The organism is Mesorhizobium sp. B2-5-13 (assembly GCF_006440535.1).
GTDB lineage: Bacteria > Pseudomonadota > Alphaproteobacteria > Rhizobiales > Rhizobiaceae > Mesorhizobium > Mesorhizobium salmacidum.
Genome location: NZ_VFUI01000019.1, coordinates 39303 through 59657 on the forward strand (window position 1 = coordinate 39303; position 20355 = coordinate 59657).

A 20355-nucleotide genomic window follows, 5' to 3' on the forward strand; every position below is an offset into this window, starting at 1 on the left:
AATGGTTGGCGGACAGGCTGCGGTCGCGCCGTGGACGTTGCGGTCAGCGCACCGCCTTCTCGCCGCCCGCAGCCGTGATCACCCCTACGATGATCAGCCCGGTCAGCAAGAGGCGCACGCCGGCGCTGACGCCGAATGTGTTGAGCATGGTGAGCAGCAGCACTAGGAACAGCGCCGCCCCCCAGACGCCGGGCACATTGGCCTTGCCGCCGGCCACCGACGTGCCGCCGATAACGACCACGGCGATCGAAGCGAGCAGGTATTCATTGCCGATGTCGACATTGGCGCCGCGAAAATAGCCGGCGAGCAGCGCGCCGTCGATGCCGCCGAGCGCGCCCGACAGGGTATAGGTGAGAAAACGGATGCGCCCGACCTTGACGCCGGCGAGCCAGGCGGCACGGATGTTCTGGCCGATCGCCAGCACCGAGCGGCCGTAGATCATGCGCTGCAAGGCGATGGCCGCACCGATGGTGAACAGCACGGTGAGGATCGCCAGCACGGGAATGCCGAGCACCTGCCAGTTGGTGAAATCGGCGAAGCCGGGCGGCGGCTTGATCTGCAGCCCGCGCCCATAGCTGATGTCGACCGACTGGATGATGAAGCTCGCCGACAGCGTCGCGATGATCGGCGGGATGCGCAGCGCCCAGATCAAGAGATAGTTGATGACGCCGATCGCGGCACCACAGGCGAGCGCCGCCAGCAGTCCGACCACGATCATGGCATCGCTGCCGCCCATCACCTTCATGGCAACCGCGCTGGCGAGGCCGATATTGGCCGGCAGCGACAGGTCGACATTGCCGGGCCCGAGCGTGATGACGAACATCTGGCCGACGCCGACGATGACGGTGAACACGGCAAGCGACAATGCGGCCGTGACCATGCCGCCGCCGCCATAGCCGCCGGTGAAGGCGATCGTCGCCAGCCACACCAGCAGCGCGCCGACAAACGACCAGATCCAGGGTTTTGTGAGCAGCGTTTTAAGCGAAGCCATCGCTCACCTTTCCCTGCGGCTGATCAGCACGCGCGCCGCCAGCACGATGATCAGGATGGCGCCGTTGGCGGCCACCTGCCAGTCGGGCGGAATGTGCATGAAGGTGAGCAGCGGCGAGGCGGCCAGCGCCAGCGTCAGCGCGCCGATGACAGCACCGATCGGCGAGACCCGGCCGCCGACGAACTCGCCGCCGCCGAGGATGACGCCGGCGATGGCCAGCAGCGTGTAGCCATTGCCGATATTGGCATCCGCCGAGGTGGTGATGCCGATCAGCGCCATGCCCGACAGCACGCCGAAAAGACCGGCCAGCGCGAACAGCACGATCTTGGTCTTGAGCAGCGACCAGCCGGCGCGTCGCAGCGCCGCCGGATTGCCGCCGGACCCGCGCAGGATCACGCCGTAGGAGGTGCGCATCAAACCAAAATGCACGACCGCGGCGATCAGCAGCGCGGCGATGATCGGAAACGGAATGAAGGGCGGCTTGAAGGACATGATCGCCAGCAACCAGTCCGGCGCCTTGCCGCCGGGTTTGGGCAGGACGAGGATGGCCAGCCCCTGCCAGACGAAACTCATGCCGAGCGTCACCACGATCGAGGGCAGGTTGCGCATGTGGATCAGCGCGCCGAGCAGCGCATAAATGCCGATCGACCCGACGAGAATGAGGACGCCGATGAGCGGTGCGTCCTTCAGCCAGGTCGCGGTGACGCAGCCGACAAAGCCGACAAAGGTGCCGATCGAGAGGTCGAGCTCGTTGCCGGCGATGACGAACATCTGCGCGATCGTCGCCAGCGCGATCGGAATCGCCAGGTTCAGCATCAGGCTGAAGCCGAAATAGCTGATGGCGCGCGGGTTGAGCCAGGCGATTGCCGCCAACACCAGCGCCAGCGACAGCGCCGGCAGCAGGCCACGCAACAGCCGCGCCCGCGCCGCCGCATTGCGTGCCGCCGACCCCTTGAAGCCATTGTCCATTGGCGTCGCCGTCATTTCAGGCCGCATCGCCGAAGGAGGACTGGATGATCTTCTCCTCGGTCAGCTCGTCGCGCGTCAAATTGGCGACGATGCGGCCGTTCTTGAAGACATAGATGAGGTCGCAATTGTCGAGCTCTTCGGTTTCGGTCGTGTACCAGAGGAAGGTGCGGCCGCGACCCGCTTCTTCGCGCACGAGGTCGTAGACCTCCAGCTTCGTGCCGATGTCGACGCCGCGCATCGGATCGTCCATCAGCACGATTTCGGCATCGGAGCCCAGTGCGCGGGCAAACAGGGCCTTCTGCTGGTTGCCGCCCGACAGCGAGAAGATGTTGTTGTTCATATCGGGCGTGCGGATGCCGATCTTCTTCTTCCAGGCATCGGCGAGCTCCGCCTCGCGCCGCGGCGAGATCAGCAACCCGTTGCGCAGACGCCCCAGCGAGCGGATGCCGATATTCCGCGCAATCGACCATTGCGGGAAAATACCGTCCGACTGGCGGTCGCCCGCCACCAGCGCCACCGGCGCCGTGACCTCGATGCCGGCCTTGGCGCGCGCGGCGGCATTAAAGATCCGCAGTAGCAAGTCGGTCTGTCCGTGCCCGGCCAGCCCGGCAAGGCCGATGATCTCACCCGCGCGGGCGACAAGGTCCTTACCGTCAGTCTGCCCGGCGGGCCGCGCCCGGACGCGCAGCGGACTGGCGCCTGGCTTGGCGGCAGCCGCCTGTGCGGCGATCTTCTCGCGCGCCTCGGCTCCGCCCATCACCGTCACCAGCCGGTCGCGATCGAAGGCACCAGCCGCGTCCGACGCCACCACCTTGCCGTCGCGCATCACGACGATGCGGTCGGCGTTCCGCAACACTTCACCTAGCACGTGCGAGATCAGGATGCAGCTTTTGCCGCCGGCGACGAAGCGGCGCACGAAAGCCAGCAGCTGGCCGGCCGTGTGCGCGTCGAGCGACGAGGTCGGCTCGTCGAGGATGACCAGGTCGAGCCGGTCCTGTGTCACCGTGAAGGCGCGCGCCACCTCGACCATCTGGCGCCGGCCGATCGAGAGATCGCCGACAATGTCCCAGGCCGAGATGCCGTGGTCCGGGAAGATCTCATCGAGCTTGGCGGCGATCAGCTCGGCCGCCCTGCGCCGCCAGCCGAAGCCGGAGAGCGAAGCATGGTTGATGCGCGTGTTTTCGGCGACGCTGAGATTGGGACAGAGCGAGAGCTCCTGGAACACGCAGCGTATGCCGAGCTGCTGCGCTCGCGACACCGAGTAGTTCTCTTCGATACCGCCATGCACCCCGATCGTCCCGCTGTCGGGCGTCGAGGTGCCGGCCACCATGTGCATCAGCGTCGACTTGCCGGCGCCGTTATGGCCGACGAGGCCGACGCATTCGCCGGATCCGACATGGAAATCCACCCCGCCCAGCGCCCTGACGGCGCCGAAATGCTTTTCGGCACCGTCAAGTCTTACGATGTCAATATTGGCGGCGCCGAATTGCTTTTCGGCGCCGCTCAGTCTGATGACGTCCGTATTGCCTGCAGCCATGCTCAACGATATCCGTTCAGTGGTGCGCGCGGCAACGCGTGTGCGACTTTCACTTGATATTGGCTTTGATCGCCGCGATGGCATCTTCCTGCGTGTATTCGTGGGTGGCGACACCGCCCTCCTTGATCTTCGGCAGGGCCGCCTCGAAATCGTCCTGGGTGAAGGCGAGATACGGCACCAGCAGATCGTGCGGGATGTCCTTGCGGCCATCGAGCACCTGCTGCGCCACCCAGAAGGCGAGCGTCGACACGCCAGGCGCGATCGAGGCCGACCAGGTCTGGTAGCCGTCCTTGTCCTTCTGTTCCTTCCACCACTTCAATTCGTCCTGCCGGTTGCCCATGATGATGGTCGGGCGCGGCTTGTTTGCGGCGGCGAAGGCTTGCGCGGCGCCATAGCCGTCGCCGCCCTGGTCGACGATGCCGACGATGTCGGGCAGCGACGGCAGGATGGTCGCCACCGCCTTCTGCGCCGTGGTCTGGTCCCAGTCACCGGTGACCGAGCCGACGATCTTGAACTCGGGATGGGCGGCAACGCCCTCGAGGATACCGGCATGGATGGCGTCGTCGATCGAAGTGCCGGCCAGGCCTCGGATTTCAAGCAGATTGCCGCCCTTGGGCTGGAACTTGGCCATATGCTCGACTTCCTGCTTGCCCATGTCTTTGAAGTCGACGACGACGCGGTAGGCGCAAGGCTCGGTTACGGTGCCGTCGAAGGAAACGACGGTGATGCCAGCGTCGCAGGCCTGCTTGATGGCGCCGTTGAGCGCATCCGGCGAGGCGGCGTTGATGACGATGGCGTCATAGCCCTGCAGGATCAGGTTCTGCACCTGAGCGGCCTGGGTCGGCACCTCCTTGTCGGCGGTGGTGAAGACATCGGCCGCGCCGACAATCTTGTCGTCGACCGCCTTCTTGGTGACGATGCCGTAGCTGTCGAGCATCGCCTGCCGCCACGAATTGCCGGCGTAATTGTTGGAGAACGCGATCTTCTTGCCGCTGGTGTCGGCCAAAGCCGTACCTGCTGCGAGCACCGCCGCAAGCGTGCTGAGAACCAATAGCTTCTTCATGTGATACTCCTCCCGAGAGTTGCTGATCAGTTTGGTTGTCGACGATTTCGCGGTTGCGATCCTGTTTTTTATCTATTGTCAGACAAAAGTGCAGAAGGCCGGCGGGCTGTCAACTGCAATCCGATGTACGCCGGCGATCAACTTGCGGTGCGCTGATTGAAATGGCTCCGGTTGATGGCTAGGCATACGGGCCAGGAGAGCGAACAAGCATGACGCCGACTGTGCCGCCGGGCGCACCGGGAATTCCCGCGCGCTGGACCTCTAGTGCCAAGAGCGGCGTCGGATCGGCGCTTTCGCCGTCCAGTCGCGTCTGGTTCACCATCAGCCACGGCATCTTGAACGAGGTGTACTATCCGCGCGTCGACAGCGCTTGCACGCGCGACCTCGGCCTGATCGTCACCCGCAGGGATGGATATTTCTCCGAGGAGAAGCGGGATGCCGCGCACGGCATCGAGCCGTTCGAGGACGGCGTGCCCGCCTACAGGCTGGCCAACACGGCCGATGACGGCGCCTACCGGATCGAGAAGCGCATTCTGGCCGATCCGGCGCGCCCGACCTTGCTGCAGGAAATCACCTTCAACCCGCTGAAGGGCTCCGTCACCGACTACCGCGTCTACGCGCTTCTGGCGCCGCATCTGCTCAATGCCGGCATGGGCAACACCGCCTGGGTCGGCGAGTACCAGGGAAAGCCTGTCCTGTTTGCCTCGGGGCGCGGCACCTGCCTGGCGCTGGCCTCGTCGCTGTCCTGGCGGGATTGTTCGGCCGGCTATGTCGGCTTCTCCGACGGTTGGCAGCAATTGAACCATGCCGGCAAGCTCGATCCGGCTTGGCGGCGCGCCGAGGACGGCAATGTAGCGCTGACCGGCGAGATCGGTTTCACCGCCGTCAACACAAAAGCAGTGTTGGCGTTGGGTTTTGGCGCGACTCCAGACGAAGCGGCCGAAAACGCCTTGGCCAGCCTGAAACGGGGTTTTGAACCGGCGGCGAAATCCTATGTCGAAAAATGGCGCAAATGGCAGGCGGGGCTGCTGCCACTGGACCGCGACCGCACGCCCGGGGTGCCGGGAGTAAACAGCTACCGCGTCTCCACCGCGATGCTGGCCACCCACCGGTCATCGGCCATCCCGGGCGCGGCGGTGGCCAGCCTGTCGATTCCGTGGGGGTTCGACAAAGGTGACGACGATCTCGGCGGCTATCACCTGGTCTGGCCGCGCGACCTGGTCGAAACGGCGGGCGGCTATCTCGCCGCCGGCGATGCCGCTTCGGCACTGCAGATCCTGGAATACCTCCGCTCCATCCAACAGCCGGACGGCCATTGGCCGCAGAACGCCTGGCTCGACGGCTCCGCCTATTGGCCCGGCATCCAGATGGACGAATGCGCCTTCCCCATGCTGCTGGCCGATGCCCTGCATCGCGCTGGCCACCTGCCGACTGCCAGGCTCAGGGCCTTCCTGCCGATGATTGAGCGCGCGGCGTCCTATGTCGTGCGCAATGGTCCCGTCACCGGCGAGGACCGCTGGGAAGAAGACGCCGGCTACAGCCCGTTCACGCTGGCCGTCGAGATTGCGGCACTGCTTGCCGGCGCCGACCTGCTCGATGCCTGCGGCAAGCGGGACGCGGCAAGCTATCTGCGCGAGACCGCCGACTGCTGGAACGACCAGGTCGAGCGCTGGACTTATGTCACCGGCACCGCCATCTGCAGGGCCGTGGGCGTCGGCGGCTACTACGTCCGCATCGCGCCGCCCGACAGCGCTGATGCCGGCTCGCCGAAGGATGGCTATGTCCCGATCAAGAACCGGCCGCCGGGCGACACGGAACGGCCGGTCGAAGAAATCGTCAGCCCGGACGCACTGGCCCTGGTGCGCTTTGGCCTGAGGGCCGCCGACGATCCGCGCATCGTCGGCACCGTCAAGGCCATCGACGCGCAGTTGCGCTGCGAGCTGCCGCAAGGACCGCTCTGGTACCGCTACAACAGCGACGGCTATGGTGAACACGAGGATGGCTCGCCCTTCGACGGCACCGGCCAGGGCCGGCCGTGGCCGCTGCTCGCCGGCGAACGCGCCCATTACGAGCTGGCGGCTGGGCGCAAGGACAAGGCAGCCAGCCTGCTCGATGCGCTGGAACGGTCGGCCGGACCCGGCGGCCTGCTGCCCGAACAGGTCTGGGACGGCGCCGATATTCCTGAGCGCGAACTGTTGTATGGCAAGCCATCAGGCAGCGCCATGCCGCTGGTCTGGGCGCATTCCGAACATATCAAGCTGTTGCGCTCGCTGCGCGACGGCGCCGTCTTCGACATGCCGCCGCAAGGCGTGAGGCGCTACATCGAGGACAACACCGTTTCGCCATTCAGGACATGGCGCTTCAACAACAAGATCCGCGCGCTGCCGGCCGGCAAGACGCTGCGTATCGAATTGCTGGCAGCAGCCACTGTCCACTGGAGCACCGACAGTTGGGCAACCGCCCACGACAGCCAGACGGGGGAGAACGCTTTCGGCATCCACCTTGTCGATCTGCCCACGGCCAGCCTCCCCGGCGGAAGCACGCTGATCTTCACTTTTTTCTGGCCCGGAACCGGCGATTGGGAGAATGTCGACTTCTCCGTCATGTCAGGCGTTCAGGACAGCCAGTAGATCCTTCCTCGACAAACCCAGCAAATCTCTAGGAAACAGGACGAAACCATGCAGATCGGAATGATGGGACTGGGCCGGATGGGCGCCAACATGGTGCGGCGCTTGATGCGCGACGGCCACGAATGCGTCGTCTACGACATCAATCCGGCCAGCGTCGCGGCGCTGGTGAGCGACGGCGCGTCCGGAGCAGCCTCGATGGCGGAATTCGTCGGCAAGCTCACCAAGCCGCGCTGCGTGTGGCTGATGCTGCCGGCGGCGATCACCGGCAAGATCATCGATCAGGTCGCGGCGCTGATGGAGCCTGGCGACATCGTCATCGACGGCGGAAATTCCTACTATCACGACGCTGTCGATCAGGCCGCGAAACTGGCCGCCAAGGGCATCCACCTTGTCGATGTCGGCACCAGCGGCGGTGTCTGGGGCCTGGAACGCGGCTACTGCCTGATGATCGGCGGCCCCGACGTGGCGGTGCAGCACCTCGATTCGGTCTTTGCCACGCTGGCGCCTGGCGCCGATGCCGGCGCCCCCACCCCGGACAAGACCGCCGGCACCGCGCCCTATGGCTACCTGCATTGCGGACCGAGCGGCGCCGGCCACTTCGTCAAGATGGTGCACAACGGGATCGAATATGGCGTCATGGCCGCCTATGCCGAAGGCATGAACATCCTGAAGTCGGCCAATGCCGGCAAGCGGCAGCGTATGGCGGACGCCGAGACCAGCCCGCTGGAAAACCCGCAATACTACCAGTTCGACGTCGACCTGCCGCAGGTGGCCGAGGTGTGGCGACATGGCAGCGTCATCGGCTCCTGGCTGCTCGATCTCACCGCCGGCGCGCTGAAGAGCGATCCGGGTCTGGCGCAATTCGGCGGCCGGGTCTCGGATTCCGGCGAGGGACGCTGGACGCTGAAGGCGGCGATCGACACCGGCGTGCCGGCGCCGGTGCTGTCCTCGGCCCTGTTCGATCGTTTCTCCTCGCAAGGCGAATCCGAATTCGCCGACAAGCTGTTGTCGGCCATGCGTTATGCCTTCGGCGGTCACATCGAAAAGCCGAAGGACGGCAAGTGACGGCGGCAGGGGAGACGCAGGCATGAGCCAGAAACGGTCCGACACGCTGGTGCTCTTCGGAGCGACCGGCGACCTCGCCCACAAGAAGATATTTCCAGCGCTTTACCAGATGATCGCCAAGGGCACGCTTACCGAACCGGTGATCGGCGTCGCCTTCGATGCCTGGGATTTGAGGCAATTGCAGGACCGGGCTCGCGACGGCATCGTCAGCGCGCTCGGCGCCATCGATGAGAAGGTGTTCGCCAAGCTGGCGTCGCTGCTGCGCTATGTCAGCGGCGACTATCGCGATCCGGCCACGTTCGAGAAGCTGAAGACGGCACTCGGCAGCGCCCAGCGGCCGCTGCACTACATGGCGGTGCCGCCGTCCATGTTCGAGACAGTCGTGCAAGGCCTGGAGCAGTCGGGCACCGCGCATGGCGCGCGGCTGATGGTGGAAAAGCCCTTCGGCCACGATCTGCAGTCGGCGCGCTGGCTGAACCGCGTGCTGCACCTCGTGTTCGACGAACAGTCGATCTTCCGCATCGACCACTATCTCGGCAAGGAAGCGATCCAGAACCTGCTCTATTTCCGCTTCGCCAACGCCCTGCTCGAGCCGATTTGGAACCGCAATTACGTCGAGAGCGTCCAGATCACCATGGCCGAGGACTTCGGCGTCGAAGGCCGTGGCCGCTTCTACGACGATGTCGGCGCTATCCGCGACGTCATCGAGAACCATCTGCTCAACATCCTGCTGCTCCTGGCCATGGAGCCGCCGGTCGGCCGCTCCGCCGACGACCTGATCGACGAGAAGGTGCAGGTGCTGCGCGCCATCCGGACATTGACGAAAGACGATGTCGTGCGCGGCCAGTTCACCGGCTATCTCGCCGAGCCCGGCGTGGCGCCGAACTCGCCGGTCGAGACCTTCGCAGCGGTGCGCTTCTTCGTCGACACCTGGCGCTGGCAGGACGTGCCGTTCTTCATCCGCGCCGGCAAGAACATGCCGGTGCATGTCACCGAGGTGGTGGTGCGGCTGAAGCGGCCGCCGCTCGACGTCTTCGATCCGATCAAGCCCACCGACCAGAATTACGTCCGTTTTCGCATCGACCCGCAGGTGACGATCGCCATCGGTGCCCAGCGCAAGGCGCCCGGCGACGACATGACCGGCGAGCAGGTGGAACTGACCGCGCTTGACGATTCGAAGGGCGACATGCCGCCCTATGAACGGCTGATCGGCGACGCCATGAACGGCAATGGCCAGCTCTTCACCCGCCAGGACGCCGCCGAACTGGCCTGGCGCATCGTCGGTCCGGTGCTCGGCGACACCGCGCCGCCGCATCTTTACGAGCCGAAGACGTGGGGACCGGCGGACGCCATGGCCGGCTTCGGGCCGCCCAATGGCTGGATTGATCCGGTGGCATGAACGGAGAGGACAGGATGGCCAAGGTGGCTGAGAAGGCTGCGTCGTACACCGGGCAGGTCGTCCTTTCGATCGATATTGGCGGGTCGCACGTCAAGATCCTGACCAGCGACGGCGGCACCGAGCGCCGGGCGGATTCCGGGCCTGACCTGACGCCACGGCAGATGATCGGCAAGGTGAAGAAGCTCACCGAGGACCTTTCCTACGACGTCATCTCAATGGGCTATCCGGGCCCTGTGCGTCACAACAAGCCGGTGCTTGACCCCATGAATCTCGGCAAGGGCTGGGCCGGCTTCGATTTCGCCGCTGAGTTCGGCAAGCCGGTCAAGGTGGTCAATGATGCGCTGATGCAGGCCCTCGGCAGCTATGAGGGCGGGCGCATGCTGTTCCTGGGCCTCGGAACCGGCCTCGGCGCGGCGATGGTCCTCGACAATGTCGGCCAGCCGATGGAACTCGCCCATCTCCCCTACAGAAAAGGCCAGAGTTTCGAGGACTATGTCGGCGAACGCGGCCTGGTAAAGCGCGGCAAGAAGAAGTGGCGCGGCTATGTCTTCGACGTCGTCAACCGGCTGCGTGCCGCCCTGCAGCCAGACTATGTCGTCATCGGCGGCGGCAATGTCGACAAGCTCGACGAATTGCCCCCCAACTCCAGGCGCGGTGACAACACACGCGCCTTCGAAGGCGGATTTCGTCTGTGGCGCGACAAGGCCCTGATCGTCTGATATTATTACAGTTTAGTATAGTTGTTCAAAATGGCGTGTGATGTCGCGCCGATAGATTGCATTGTGCAGATTTGCCGACTAGGAAGTCAGCCCCACTACATCGCGTCGCGCGCGACGCACAAAGACGACGCACTTTAATTTTGCGCATCATCCTTTTTGAAAACGGCCCCATTTTCGAGGTCATGCGCCATGGATGGAGGAAAATAGATTGACCGACGAAAACAGCCACGCCAGCAAAACCCTCGACCTTCTCGAACTGACGGCCCATATCGTATCGGCCTATGTCGAGAAGAACCGCCTGCCTGCGTCCGGCCTTCCCGAACTGATCGCCAGCGTCAGCGCCTCGATCAGCGGGCTCGGCCAGCCGGTCGCTCCGGTGGCGGCACCGCTGGTCCCCGCCGTCAACCCGAAGAAGTCGGTGACCCCGGATTTCATCATCTGCCTCGAGGACGGCAAGAAGTTCAAATCGCTGAAGCGTCATATCGGCGTGCATTTCGGCCTGACGCCGGACGCCTACCGCGCCAAATGGGGCTTGCCGTCGGACTATCCGATGGTCGCACCCAACTACGCCGCTTCGCGCTCGGAACTGGCGAAGTCGATCGGGCTCGGCCGCAAGGCCGTCGCGCCGGCGCCTGCCAAGTCGAAGGGCAGGAAGGCCAAGGTTTCGGCCTGAGCGGTTTCATCTGAGCCAATGTTTTGTCTGAAGCCTGCCGGCGATTCCGCCTTGGCAGGCTTCATGCTTTTGTGGCTTGGATGAACCAGACAAGCTTTGAGCAATTCCAGGAAAAGTGTGAAACGGTTTTCCGTCCGGAATTGCGCCTAGACAAAGGGGATGGAGCTGTTTGCCGTTTCCGTGAAACGGTGAACCGCTCCGGAGGGGAAGCGATGAACTACACCAGGATGGTAATCGAGAGAGAAGCCCCGGAGGAGTACGGTTATGAGCGTATCCGCTACAATCTCTCCGAAAGCTCGATTACCGACCAGAAGCTCTCCGACATCGGCCTCTCGCTGCCCGACCTGACGCTCTTTTACGGCGAGCACCGCGGCGACAAGGCGTTGCGCGACCTGATCGCCGCGCAGGATGCCGGCATCTCGACCGACGATGTGCTGGTCACCGCCGGTGCCGCCGGTGCGCTGTTCATCATCTCGACCTCGCTGCTGTCGGCCGGCGATCACCTCGTCGTCATCAGGCCCAACTACGCCACCAACATTGAAACGCCGAGGGCGATCGGCTGCGCCATCAGCTTCGTGGACCTGGCTTTCGAGGAAGGCTTTGCCATCGACGTCGAACGCATCAAGGCAGCGATGCGGCCGAACACCAGGCTGATCAGCGTTACTTGCCCGCACAACCCGACCGGGACCATGATGAGCCGCGCCGATCTCGACGCGCTGGTCGCGCTTGTCGAGGCCAGTGGCTGCCATTTGCTGGCCGACGAAACCTACCGCGATCTTTCCTATGGCAAGCGCCTGCCAGCGGCGGCTTCCCTGAGCAAAAAGGCCATCAGCGTCTCGTCGCTGTCAAAAGCCTTCGGCATTCCCGGCATCCGCATCGGCTGGCTGATCACCAGGGATGCAGCCCTCCAGGAAAAATTCCTCGCCGCCAAGGAGCAGATCGGCATCTGCGGCAGCGTCATCGACGAAGGCATTGCGCGCGGCATGCTGGATCGCCGGGACGCGTTTCTGGCAAAGCTGCTTCCCGAAATGGCCAAGCGCCGCGACATCGTCCAGGCCTGGATCGACCGCGAGCCGCTGGTCGACTGGGTACGGCCTGAGGGCGGTGTCGTCGGTTTCCCGCGCCTCGATGTCGAGTCCGGCTTCGACCTAGACCGGTTCTATATCAGGCTGTTGGAAGACCACGGCACCTATGTCGGGCCCGGCCACTGGTTCGAGATGGAAAAGCGCTTCTTCCGCATCGGCTTCGGCTGGCCGACGGAGGCCGAATTGAGAGGCGGATTGAACGCGATTTCGGCCGCGCTACGGCAGTAACTTCCGCGTGCGATTGACGACGCGGATCGAAAGTCCCTTGATCCAGACCTGTTTTTGACGCATATCCGCGCCGAATTTTATCAAGTTCCATTGGCCGGAACAGCGCCCATCCGGGAAGTGCCCCGCCAGCCGATGCCAAAGCAACCGGGGCCTATCTTCATGATACCTGAACAAACTTTACCGGAGCAGCGTTACGCCGCTTTCCGGCACAAAGCCTTCCTCAGCTATTGGACGGCGCGCTTTCTCACCACCTTCGCGACCATGATCGTTTCCGTCGCCGTCGGCTGGCAGATCTATGACCTGACGCGCGATCCGTTCGATCTCGGCATCGTCGGCATCGTCCAGTTCCTGCCATCGCTGTTGCTGGTGCTGGTCACTGGCGCCGTCGCCGACCGCTTCGGCCGCCGGGTGATCATGGCGCTGGCAACGGTGGTCGAGGCAGCCTGTGCGCTCGTTCTCCTGTACTTCACGCTGCGCGGCCTCGTCAGTCCGCTGCCGATCTTCGTCGTTCTGGCGCTATTCGGCATGGCGCGCGCCTTTTACGGACCGGCCTCGTCGTCGCTGTTCGCCAATCTGGTGCCGCCGGAAGATTTCGGCAATGCGATTGCCTGGAACTCCTCCGCCTGGCAGACGGCCACGATTGTCGGTCCGGTCGCCGGCGGCCTGCTCTATGGCGTCTCGGCCGAAGCCGCATACGCCGTCGCCTCTGTGCTGATGCTGGTGGCCGGTCTGCTGATCTTCACCATTCCCAAACCCGCCCAGCAAAGCGCCACCGATAAGCCGACAATGGAAACACTATTTGCCGGCTTCCGCTACATCTGGAGCGAGAAGATCGTGCTCGGCGCCATCTCGCTCGATCTGTTCGCAGTGCTTTTGTCCGGCGCCTCGGCACTGCTGCCGGTCTATGCGCGCGACATTCTGCAGCTCGGCCCCTGGGGCCTCGGCCTGCTGCGCTCGGCGCCGGGCATCGGCGCCATCTGCGTCGCGGTATGGCTCGCCGGGCACCCGATCCGCGACCACGCCGGCAAGATCATGCTGAGCTTCGTGGCGGCGTTCGGCGCCTTCACCGTGCTGTTCGGTCTGTCGACCCTCACCTGGCTGTCTATCGTCGCTCTAGTCTTCCTCGGCGCCACCGACATGTTCAGCGTCTATATCAGGGAAACGCTGATCCAGCTGTGGACGCCCGACGAACTGCGCGGCCGCGTCAACGCCGTCAACCAGGTCTTCGTCGGGGCGTCCAACGAAGTGGGTGAGTTCCGTGCCGGCACCATGGCGGCGCTGATCGGCACGGTTCCGGCGGTCGTCATCGGCGGCGTCGGCGCCGTCGCGGTTGCTGGCCTGTGGGCCTATCTATTCCCGGCGCTGCGCAAGGTGCGGCACCTCAAAGGACGAAACTGACGGCTTCATCGCTATCGGCGGGGCAGCGAATCTGTGCTAAGCCGCCCGCCCAACCAACCAAAGGACGACACCTGTGAGCGAACCGACTGTGGCCGAGGCGACCGAAAGTATCTATGCGTCTCTTCGGGCGGACAATGCCGACATCGACGCACACATCGCGACGCTCAAGGCAGCGCTGGCACGAGAAGGGATAAAACAGGCGGTGTTCGATCCTGCCAAATTGGCGCAAAGCAACCGCTCGGGCCGCAAGTTGATGCAGGCTTATTTTCGGCAGCGCGGCGTGAGCGTGAGCTTTTCGGACTAGAGCGGTTCAGTGTTTGTTGGAATCGCCGAACCGCTCTAACTCTTTGTCTTCACGCAATTCCGGATGGAAAACCGCTACGCACTTTTCCTGGAATTGCTCTAGTTTCACGCGCCGAAAGCCGCCGGTCGGAAGTCGGCCGGATTTGGCCGTTCAGAGCACCGGTTCGACTCTACCGCGCCACCGGTCCACCAAAAATCATGCGCAAGAACTCGTCCAGCCAGCGCCTCAAATGCATGTCCCAGATCAGCCGGCCGCCGAGATGATCGCGGCCGGGCTGGGCGCCGGGCAGCTCGAAGCGGTGGGCGCCGCGCACCACCCAGCGTTGCATCATCACCCGGGTCAGTTCGCCATGGAACTGGATGCCCCAGGCATTGTCGCCGTAGCGGAAAGCTTGGTTGGGATAGGTCTCGTTCGTGGCCAGCAGCATCGCGTCGGTCGGCAGCGAAAAACCCTCGCGGTGGAACTGGTAGACCATTTCGGGCCAGTGCATCAGTTTCTTGCCGACCTCGGTCGCCTTCAGCGGATACCAACCGATCTCGACCAGCCCTTCACCATGGCCCTCGACCTTGCCGCCGAGATGATTGGCCAGCATCTGCGCGCCAAGACAGATGCCGAGCAGTGGCCGGTTTTCCCTGAGCGGGATTTCCAGCCAGTTGGTCTCGCGGCGGACGAATTCGTCCTCGTCATTGGCGCTCATCGGCCCGCCGAACACCACCGCGCCGGCATGACCATCCAGTGTTTCGGGCAAGGCGTCGCCGAGCGGCGGGCGGCGGATGTCGAGATCGAAGCCTTCTTCCAGCAACATGTGGCCGACGCGCCCGGGGCTCGAATTCTCCTGATGCAGCACAATCAGGATTTTTGGCTTCGGGCTCGTTATGGGCGGCATCGTTGGACGAGATCCCGCCTATTCGTCGCTTGACGTCCCACGGGCGCCCGGTACCTCGGCCGCGGCCTTGCGGCGCGCCTCGATCCGGTCGTGGCGCTCGACGCCGATCAGCTCGGCGACCCGCCACACCGTATTGTCCTCGAGCTCATGCAGCTCGCCATCGGCATAGACGATCTCCCACATCAGGCCGATGAAGGCCTTGCGCCCCTCCGCGTCGAGATGGCGCTTGAGCACGCTGGTGAAGGCGTAGAGATCGATCGCCTCGTTGTCGGCGCGCTCGCCTGCGGCGGCCAGCGCTTCGAGTTCGGCACCGTTGATCGAATAGCTCTGCGCCAGCACCGCCTTGAACCGCTCCCACTCGACATCCTGGCGAACCCCGTCGGCATTCATCACATGGTAGAGCAGCGCCGAAGCCGCGACGCGCGGGTCGTCCGTGCTGGTATGGCTGGCGGAGCCAGCCGGCAAATCCCTGAGAAACGACAGAACGCGCTCGAACATCGATTCATTCCCAACGGCCCGATGGCCGGCCCAAATCAAAACAGCCGGAACCGGCGTGGCGACTTTTCCGCCTCGTCGTCCGGATCGACGCCTGGATCGTCCGGCAGGCGCGCCAGTTCTTCCGCCGGCTCGACGGCCTCGGCATCGGCCGGCACCGCGGCAAAGGCGGCTGCCGTGACCGGGGTGACATGATCCTCGCGGCTTTCGGCGTCCTTGCCCGTCGCCTCGTTGCCCGAGGCGGCATGGTCGATCACGTCGACCGGCTTTTCCGGCCTCGCCGGGGCCTCGATGGCCACTACCGAGGCATCCGGCTCATCGCGGCTGTCGATCAGTTGGCCAAGCCGCTCCATCGGCGCGCGCCATTCGAAGGCGTCGAGACGGCCGGTAACCGGCGATACCGGCGCCCAGCGCTCGGAGACGACGCCGTCTGCCACCCAGGCCGGATCGCGCGGCGCCCGAACCGCCTTGGAGAGCAGCTGCCGCACCTTGCCCTGGTCGCCGGTCTCGGCCTCCTCGATATCGGCAAGGAGCAGATAGGCACCCTCGCGGCGATCCATGCGGATCGCGGCTTCGGCCTCGCGCCTGGCGGTCGACAAATCCTGCGCGTCGAGCGCGGCACGCGCCACCGTCATCGACGATTCGGCGTGGTTCTTCTTCATCTCCTGCAGCCTCTTTGCCCGGTTGAGCCGATCAAATACGGCGTCACCCGGCCTTGCATGGGTATAGAGCTCCGCGATTTCGGGATGCGGCTCGGCCTTCCATGCTGCTTCGAGGATCTTCGAGCCCTTGCGTACGTCGTTCTGCTTGAACAGGGCCGCGGCGGCGGCAACGGCGGCGGGGGCGAAATCCGGCTGCAGTCTGTTAGCCTCGAGCGCCGCTGTCCTGGCAGCGGCGGGATCGCTATCGGCGAGCGACTGCGCTTTGGCGGTCAACAGCACGGCGCGGCGGCGTTTGGCGGCGTCGCGTTCGATTTGCCGCGTCGACTTCTGCGCATCGACCAGTTTCAGCGCCCCGTCCCAGTCGCCGCGCGCGGTCAGCTCCTCCAACGTCGATTCGGCTGCCCAGGCCAGTTGCGGCGCCACGGCGGCGGCGCGGCCGGCATAGTGCCGGGCTGCGTTGCGGTCGCCCAGCCGCTCAGCCTCCAGGTAAAGCCCTCGCAGGCCAAGCAGCCGCATTTCGGGGTCGTCGAGCATGCTCTCGAACTTTTGGCGCGCGCCTTCATGATCGCCTTCGAGCAGCGATGCCTGCGCCTCGAGCAGATGGATCAGCGGCTCCTGGTCGGAGCGTATCAGCTTGGCCGCTTCCTTGGTCTTCTTGCGGGCCAGCGCCCCGTCGCCGGCACCGGCGGCGATCATGCCGGTCGACAGCGCCTGATAGCCACGGTCACGGCGGCGCACGCGGAAATAGCGCGAGATGGTGTAGGGGCTGTTCCACAGCGACTTGATGAGCCACCAGACGATCATCACCGCCGCAACGACGGCAACGACGGCCACCGCCGCCACCATCAGGCTCACCTGGTATTGGTAGCCGTTGAAGGTGACGACCATGTCGCCGGGCCTGTCGGCCAGCCACGCAAAGCCCAGCCCGAGCGCGAAGACGACGATGAGGAAGGCGAGCAGGCGGATCATCGTGTTGCCCTCATGCCTTCATCGCGCCGGAGATCAGTGCGTCGACCTGGGTTTCGACCTCGATGCGGGCTTTCAGTTTGCCGGCAAAGTCGGCGCCCGCGGCCTTCACGGCTTGCGGCAACGTGTCATATTCGCTGAGCGCCTTGGCATAGTCGCCCTGAGTGACCGCAACCTCCATGCGCGCCACGGTTTCCGGTGCGCCGGCGCCTTCGACGGCACCGATCGGCCGGACCTTGACCAGCGATTCGGCGCTCGACATCAGGTTCTGCAGGAAGCCGGCATTCTGGTCGGCCGGCGTGGCCGCTGCGATCATGGCATTGGCGGCCGCATCCATCTGCGAGGCGATCTCGGTGCGGGTCGGCACGCCTTTTTCGGCATAGGGGCGCAATGTCGCGAGCTGCGGCGCATCAGGCGAAATCGCGGCCAGCGTATCGAGTTCGGCCGAAAACGGCGCGCCGCGATCGAGCGCGGCCTTCAGCGCCGAAGCCGCGATGGCGAGCGCGACCTTCGGCTGCGATGCCTGTGCATCGACCTTGCCGGAAAGCTGCGACACCGACTTTTCGAGCGCGGCGAGCCGGCCTTCCTGCGCCTTCGCCGCCTCGCTCGTCGACTTCACCAGCGCATCGAGACCCGCCATTTTTTCGTTGAGCGGGGCAAGGTCGACCGGTGCCGTGCTGCCGGCCTTGCCGAGGGCCGCCACCGTGGTTTCGATCTGTTTGACCTTGTCGCCAAGTGCTGCAAGCCCGGCATTGTCGCCGGCGCCGCCCTGTTCGACCGCCGATTTCAGCGCCGCGACATCGCTCTTGACCTGGTCGAGCCCCGACGACAGGCCATCGACCCTGGCCGACGCACCATTGTTGTTGCCGGCTTCCCTCATGTCCGCGATTTCGCTCTTCAACGAGGCAATCTCGCCATTGACACCAGCGAGCGAGGCACCGGGAGCGGATCCCGGCGCGCCGAGTAGGCCGGCAAATTGCAGGCCGCCGGCACCGACCAGCGCGATGATACCACCGATGATGCCGGCGGCGACGCCGTTGAGGCCGCCCCGCTTCGGCTGCACTGTCATCGGTTCGCTCCTTGCGTCGGCTTTTCCGGAAGCCGCCTTGGTCTCGGCGGTTTTGGCGGTTGCATCCTCAAAATTATAATCGGAAGCCTTGGCGCGATTGGCGGGAGTATCCGAACCGGGATAAGGCATTTCCGGCTCGGCGGTCTTGGCCTCGGCATGCGGTGGCGAATCCGTGCCAGACTGCCCGGCGGCATCGCCATGCTCCCAGGGTTCGAGATCCGCTTGATCGGCATGCACCGGCTCTTCCGGGGGCTCTGGCCGTGAGGCATTCGCTGCTTCCTCGGCCTTCGCCTCGTCCGTCTGGGCAATATCCTTGGCGGCATCCCCGTCGACGATGCGTGAGACGGCGCCCGGATCGAGGTCGATGGTCACCGGCTCGCGGCGGCCTTTCGAGTGTCGCATCTTCGGCGTCTTGACCATGCATGGGCTCCGCAAAATTCGCTTCGTCTCAACGCCCGGCGGCGCGTGATGGTTCAGAAAGGGTCTAGCACATCACCAAGCGGTGAAAAGGGGCGGTGTGATGACGCGGGTCAGGGCCGTGCCCGCAAAAGTGCCAGCAGCGCCTCCTCGTCGGCTCGTGCGGCGACGCGGATTGCTTTGCCGGCACTATCGCCGAAGGCGGCGGCGATGCGCGCGGAAAGGACAAAAACCCGCGTCTTTTCAAAGACCTTTTGCAGGGCGGGCCGGCTGGCCAGGACCTGCATCGCGGCAGCGGCCTTGGCCGAATAGAGCAGCACCGCATCGACGGATTGGCCTGATATCAGCGGAAGAATCGCTTCGTCCGAATAGCTTACCGCTATCGTGTCATAAGTCTCGACGGCATGGACCTGGACATGAGCAGCTTCCAGCTTCTGTTCGAAGGCGGGAAACCGCACGCGCCCACAGAGATAGACGAGCGCTTTACCGGAAAACGCGATTCCCATGCCCGCGGCCAGCGCCTCGGCATCGCCAGGCCCCTCGCTGACCGAGAGAAAGCCTGCGTCGCGCGCCGCCTCCGCTGTCCTCTTGCCGACAGCATGGCAAGGCAGGTTGGATAGCACCGCCATCAGATCTCCAGGGGCATGGCGCACCGCATTAGCGCTGGTGATGGCAACGGCGGCCACGTCGTTCGGAACCGCCCTGGCATCGACCGGCAGTGCCATCGTCTCCGTCAATGGCAGCAGAAGAGGCTCAAAACCCATCTCCTCCAGCTTTCGCGCCGTGCGCGACGCACCCGGCTCCGGTCTGGTGACCAGGACCCGGAGCATTTTCAGAGCCAACCGTCGAAGAACTTTTCGCCGGCCCTGGCGCGAACTGTCCGTGCGGCATCAGCCCCAATTTCCGCTGCGTCCGCGGCCTCGCCTTCCAGCCGGACGTCATGCCACTCCGTGCCGTCGGGCGAGATGATCAGCCCGGCAAAGGACAGTTTCCCGCCTGATACCGTCGCATGGCCGGCGATCGGTGTGCGGCACGAGCCGTCGAGCGCGGCGAGAAACGCGCGCTCGCAGGCCAAGGCCTGGCCGGTCGGCGCATGATGGATCGCCGCCAGCATATTCTCGATACCACGGTCGCCGACGCGTGTTTCGATGCCGATCGCGCCTTGTCCCGGCGCCGGCGGAAAATCCTCCAGCGGCATCAGGTCGGTGACCACGCCTTCGAGCCCGAGCCGCTTCAGCCCGGCATAGGCGAGGATGGTGCCCTCGGCGATGCCTTCATCCAGCTTGCGCAGCCTCGTCTGCACATTGCCGCGGAACATCACCACCTCGAAATCCGGCCGCATCCGGCGGATCAGCGCCTGGCGACGGAGCGACGACGATCCGATCTTGGCGCCATGCGGCAGATCGGCGATCCGCTTGACCGCCTTGCCTATGAAAGCGTCGCGCGCGTCTTCGCGCGGCAGGAAAGTGGAGAGCTCCAGTCCGTCAGGAAGCATCGTCGGCATGTCCTTCGACGAATGCACGGCGATGTCTATACGACCATCGAGCAGCGCTTCCTCGATTTCCTTGGTGAACAGGCCCTTGCCGCCGGCCTCCGACAGTGGCCGGTCCTGAATACGGTCGCCGCTGGTCGAGATGGGCACCACTTCAAACGCCTGCTCGGGAAGGCCATGCGCTTTCATTAGCCGTACACGCGTCTCATGCGCCTGGGCGAGCGCCAGCGGGCTGCCGCGTGTTCCGATTTTCCGTGTTCCGATTTTCAAAGTTTGCATGGCGCGCGGTCCGTGATAACCCCCGAGC

Annotated in this window: 18 protein-coding genes; 8 read left to right on the forward strand and 10 right to left on the reverse strand. The window is 64.7% G+C overall.

What is annotated here, in order from left to right:
* Positions 1–43 precede the first annotated feature (43 nt).
* Genes FJ434_RS24060 through FJ434_RS24075 form a run of 4 tightly spaced genes read right to left on the reverse strand, consistent with a single transcriptional unit; the run spans position 44 to position 4560 of the window.
* Positions 44–991 carry an ABC transporter permease gene (locus tag FJ434_RS24060; RefSeq protein ID WP_140751797.1) on the reverse strand — a complete coding sequence of 316 codons (948 nt, stop codon included), beginning with the start codon at positions 989–991 and terminating at the stop codon, positions 44–46.
* Between the two features lie 3 nt (positions 992–994).
* Positions 995–1960 carry an ABC transporter permease gene (locus tag FJ434_RS24065; RefSeq protein ID WP_246672902.1) on the reverse strand — a complete coding sequence of 322 codons (966 nt, stop codon included), beginning with the start codon at positions 1958–1960 and terminating at the stop codon, positions 995–997.
* 16 nt (positions 1961–1976) lie between these two features.
* Positions 1977–3497: a sugar ABC transporter ATP-binding protein gene (locus tag FJ434_RS24070; protein ID WP_246678385.1), complete on the reverse strand. Its 1521-nt coding sequence runs from the start codon at positions 3495–3497 to the stop codon at positions 1977–1979.
* Positions 3498–3546: 49 nt separating this feature from the next.
* The gene (locus FJ434_RS24075; protein WP_027144586.1) at positions 3547–4560 is read right to left on the reverse strand and encodes an ABC transporter substrate-binding protein; all 1014 of its coding nucleotides are present in this window, start codon (positions 4558–4560) and stop codon (positions 3547–3549) included.
* 209 nt (positions 4561–4769) lie between these two features.
* Here FJ434_RS24075 and FJ434_RS24080 point away from each other — a divergent pair, with 209 nt between their 5' ends.
* The 8 genes from FJ434_RS24080 (at position 4770) to FJ434_RS24115 (ending at position 14061) form a co-directional block, all read left to right on the forward strand.
* Entirely contained in the window at positions 4770–7190 is a 2421-nt protein-coding gene (locus tag FJ434_RS24080) for a glucan 1,4-alpha-glucosidase (protein ID WP_140751795.1), read from the forward strand.
* 48 nt (positions 7191–7238) lie between these two features.
* A complete protein-coding gene (gene gnd, locus FJ434_RS24085; protein ID WP_140751793.1) occupies positions 7239–8255 on the forward strand; it encodes a phosphogluconate dehydrogenase (NAD(+)-dependent, decarboxylating) in 1017 nt (338 codons plus the stop codon).
* Between the two features lie 22 nt (positions 8256–8277).
* Positions 8278–9654: a glucose-6-phosphate dehydrogenase gene (zwf, locus tag FJ434_RS24090; protein ID WP_140751791.1), complete on the forward strand. Its 1377-nt coding sequence runs from the start codon at positions 8278–8280 to the stop codon at positions 9652–9654.
* 14 nt (positions 9655–9668) lie between these two features.
* On the forward strand, positions 9669–10373 hold the full coding sequence (locus tag FJ434_RS24095) for an ROK family protein (RefSeq protein WP_140751789.1): 705 nt from the start codon (positions 9669–9671) through the stop codon (positions 10371–10373).
* Positions 10374–10581: 208 nt separating this feature from the next.
* Positions 10582–11046, forward strand: coding sequence for a MucR family transcriptional regulator (locus FJ434_RS24100; RefSeq protein WP_027144591.1), 465 nt, complete (start codon positions 10582–10584; stop codon positions 11044–11046).
* 212 nt (positions 11047–11258) lie between these two features.
* A complete protein-coding gene (locus tag FJ434_RS24105; RefSeq protein WP_140751787.1) occupies positions 11259–12359 on the forward strand; it encodes an aminotransferase class I/II-fold pyridoxal phosphate-dependent enzyme in 1101 nt (366 codons plus the stop codon).
* Between the two features lie 159 nt (positions 12360–12518).
* Entirely contained in the window at positions 12519–13757 is a 1239-nt protein-coding gene (locus FJ434_RS24110; RefSeq protein WP_140751785.1) for an MFS transporter, read from the forward strand.
* Positions 13758–13830: 73 nt separating this feature from the next.
* Positions 13831–14061 carry a hypothetical protein gene (locus tag FJ434_RS24115; protein ID WP_140510236.1) on the forward strand — a complete coding sequence of 77 codons (231 nt, stop codon included), beginning with the start codon at positions 13831–13833 and terminating at the stop codon, positions 14059–14061.
* A gap of 169 nt (positions 14062–14230) precedes the next feature.
* Here FJ434_RS24115 and FJ434_RS24120 read toward each other — a convergent pair whose 3' ends face one another.
* From FJ434_RS24120 to hemC, 6 genes are all read right to left on the reverse strand, one after another.
* Positions 14231–14947 carry a glutamine amidotransferase gene (locus FJ434_RS24120; protein WP_140751783.1) on the reverse strand — a complete coding sequence of 239 codons (717 nt, stop codon included), beginning with the start codon at positions 14945–14947 and terminating at the stop codon, positions 14231–14233.
* 18 nt (positions 14948–14965) lie between these two features.
* Positions 14966–15445 carry a TerB family tellurite resistance protein gene (locus FJ434_RS24125; RefSeq protein ID WP_140510233.1) on the reverse strand — a complete coding sequence of 160 codons (480 nt, stop codon included), beginning with the start codon at positions 15443–15445 and terminating at the stop codon, positions 14966–14968.
* 35 nt (positions 15446–15480) lie between these two features.
* Positions 15481–17073, reverse strand: coding sequence for a heme biosynthesis protein HemY (locus tag FJ434_RS24130; RefSeq protein ID WP_140751781.1), 1593 nt, complete (start codon positions 17071–17073; stop codon positions 15481–15483).
* Positions 17074–17083: 10 nt separating this feature from the next.
* Complete coding sequence (locus tag FJ434_RS24135) at positions 17084–18559, reverse strand: COG4223 family protein (RefSeq protein WP_140751779.1); 1476 nt, start codon at positions 18557–18559, stop codon at positions 17084–17086.
* 110 nt (positions 18560–18669) lie between these two features.
* Positions 18670–19386: a uroporphyrinogen-III synthase gene (locus FJ434_RS24140; RefSeq protein WP_140751777.1), complete on the reverse strand. Its 717-nt coding sequence runs from the start codon at positions 19384–19386 to the stop codon at positions 18670–18672.
* Between the two features lie 2 nt (positions 19387–19388).
* Positions 19389–20327 carry a hydroxymethylbilane synthase gene (hemC, locus tag FJ434_RS24145; protein ID WP_140751775.1) on the reverse strand — a complete coding sequence of 313 codons (939 nt, stop codon included), beginning with the start codon at positions 20325–20327 and terminating at the stop codon, positions 19389–19391.
* Positions 20328–20355: the final 28 nt, after the last annotated feature.

What these genes read in the sequence shown, in the direction of transcription:
- FJ434_RS24110 (WP_140751785.1), top strand. Translation starts at nt 12,519, where the DNA reads ATGATACCTGAACAAACTTTACCGGAGCAGCGTTACGCCGCTTTCCGG.
- FJ434_RS24140 (WP_140751777.1), bottom strand. Translation starts at nt 19,386, where the DNA reads ATGCTCCGGGTCCTGGTCACCAGACCGGAGCCGGGTGCGTCGCGCACG.
- FJ434_RS24070 (WP_246678385.1), bottom strand. Translation starts at nt 3,497, where the DNA reads ATGGCTGCAGGCAATACGGACGTCATCAGACTGAGCGGCGCCGAAAAG.
- FJ434_RS24135 (WP_140751779.1), bottom strand. Translation starts at nt 18,559, where the DNA reads ATGGTCAAGACGCCGAAGATGCGACACTCGAAAGGCCGCCGCGAGCCG.
- FJ434_RS24120 (WP_140751783.1), bottom strand. Translation starts at nt 14,947, where the DNA reads ATGCCGCCCATAACGAGCCCGAAGCCAAAAATCCTGATTGTGCTGCAT.
- gnd (WP_140751793.1), top strand. Translation starts at nt 7,239, where the DNA reads ATGCAGATCGGAATGATGGGACTGGGCCGGATGGGCGCCAACATGGTG.
- FJ434_RS24075 (WP_027144586.1), bottom strand. Translation starts at nt 4,560, where the DNA reads ATGAAGAAGCTATTGGTTCTCAGCACGCTTGCGGCGGTGCTCGCAGCA.
- FJ434_RS24105 (WP_140751787.1), top strand. Translation starts at nt 11,259, where the DNA reads ATGAACTACACCAGGATGGTAATCGAGAGAGAAGCCCCGGAGGAGTAC.
- FJ434_RS24130 (WP_140751781.1), bottom strand. Translation starts at nt 17,073, where the DNA reads ATGATCCGCCTGCTCGCCTTCCTCATCGTCGTCTTCGCGCTCGGGCTG.
- FJ434_RS24060 (WP_140751797.1), bottom strand. Translation starts at nt 991, where the DNA reads ATGGCTTCGCTTAAAACGCTGCTCACAAAACCCTGGATCTGGTCGTTT.
- FJ434_RS24080 (WP_140751795.1), top strand. Translation starts at nt 4,770, where the DNA reads ATGACGCCGACTGTGCCGCCGGGCGCACCGGGAATTCCCGCGCGCTGG.
- FJ434_RS24065 (WP_246672902.1), bottom strand. Translation starts at nt 1,960, where the DNA reads ATGGACAATGGCTTCAAGGGGTCGGCGGCACGCAATGCGGCGGCGCGG.
- hemC (WP_140751775.1), bottom strand. Translation starts at nt 20,327, where the DNA reads ATGCAAACTTTGAAAATCGGAACACGGAAAATCGGAACACGCGGCAGC.
- FJ434_RS24125 (WP_140510233.1), bottom strand. Translation starts at nt 15,445, where the DNA reads ATGTTCGAGCGCGTTCTGTCGTTTCTCAGGGATTTGCCGGCTGGCTCC.
- zwf (WP_140751791.1), top strand. Translation starts at nt 8,278, where the DNA reads ATGAGCCAGAAACGGTCCGACACGCTGGTGCTCTTCGGAGCGACCGGC.
- FJ434_RS24095 (WP_140751789.1), top strand. Translation starts at nt 9,669, where the DNA reads ATGGCCAAGGTGGCTGAGAAGGCTGCGTCGTACACCGGGCAGGTCGTC.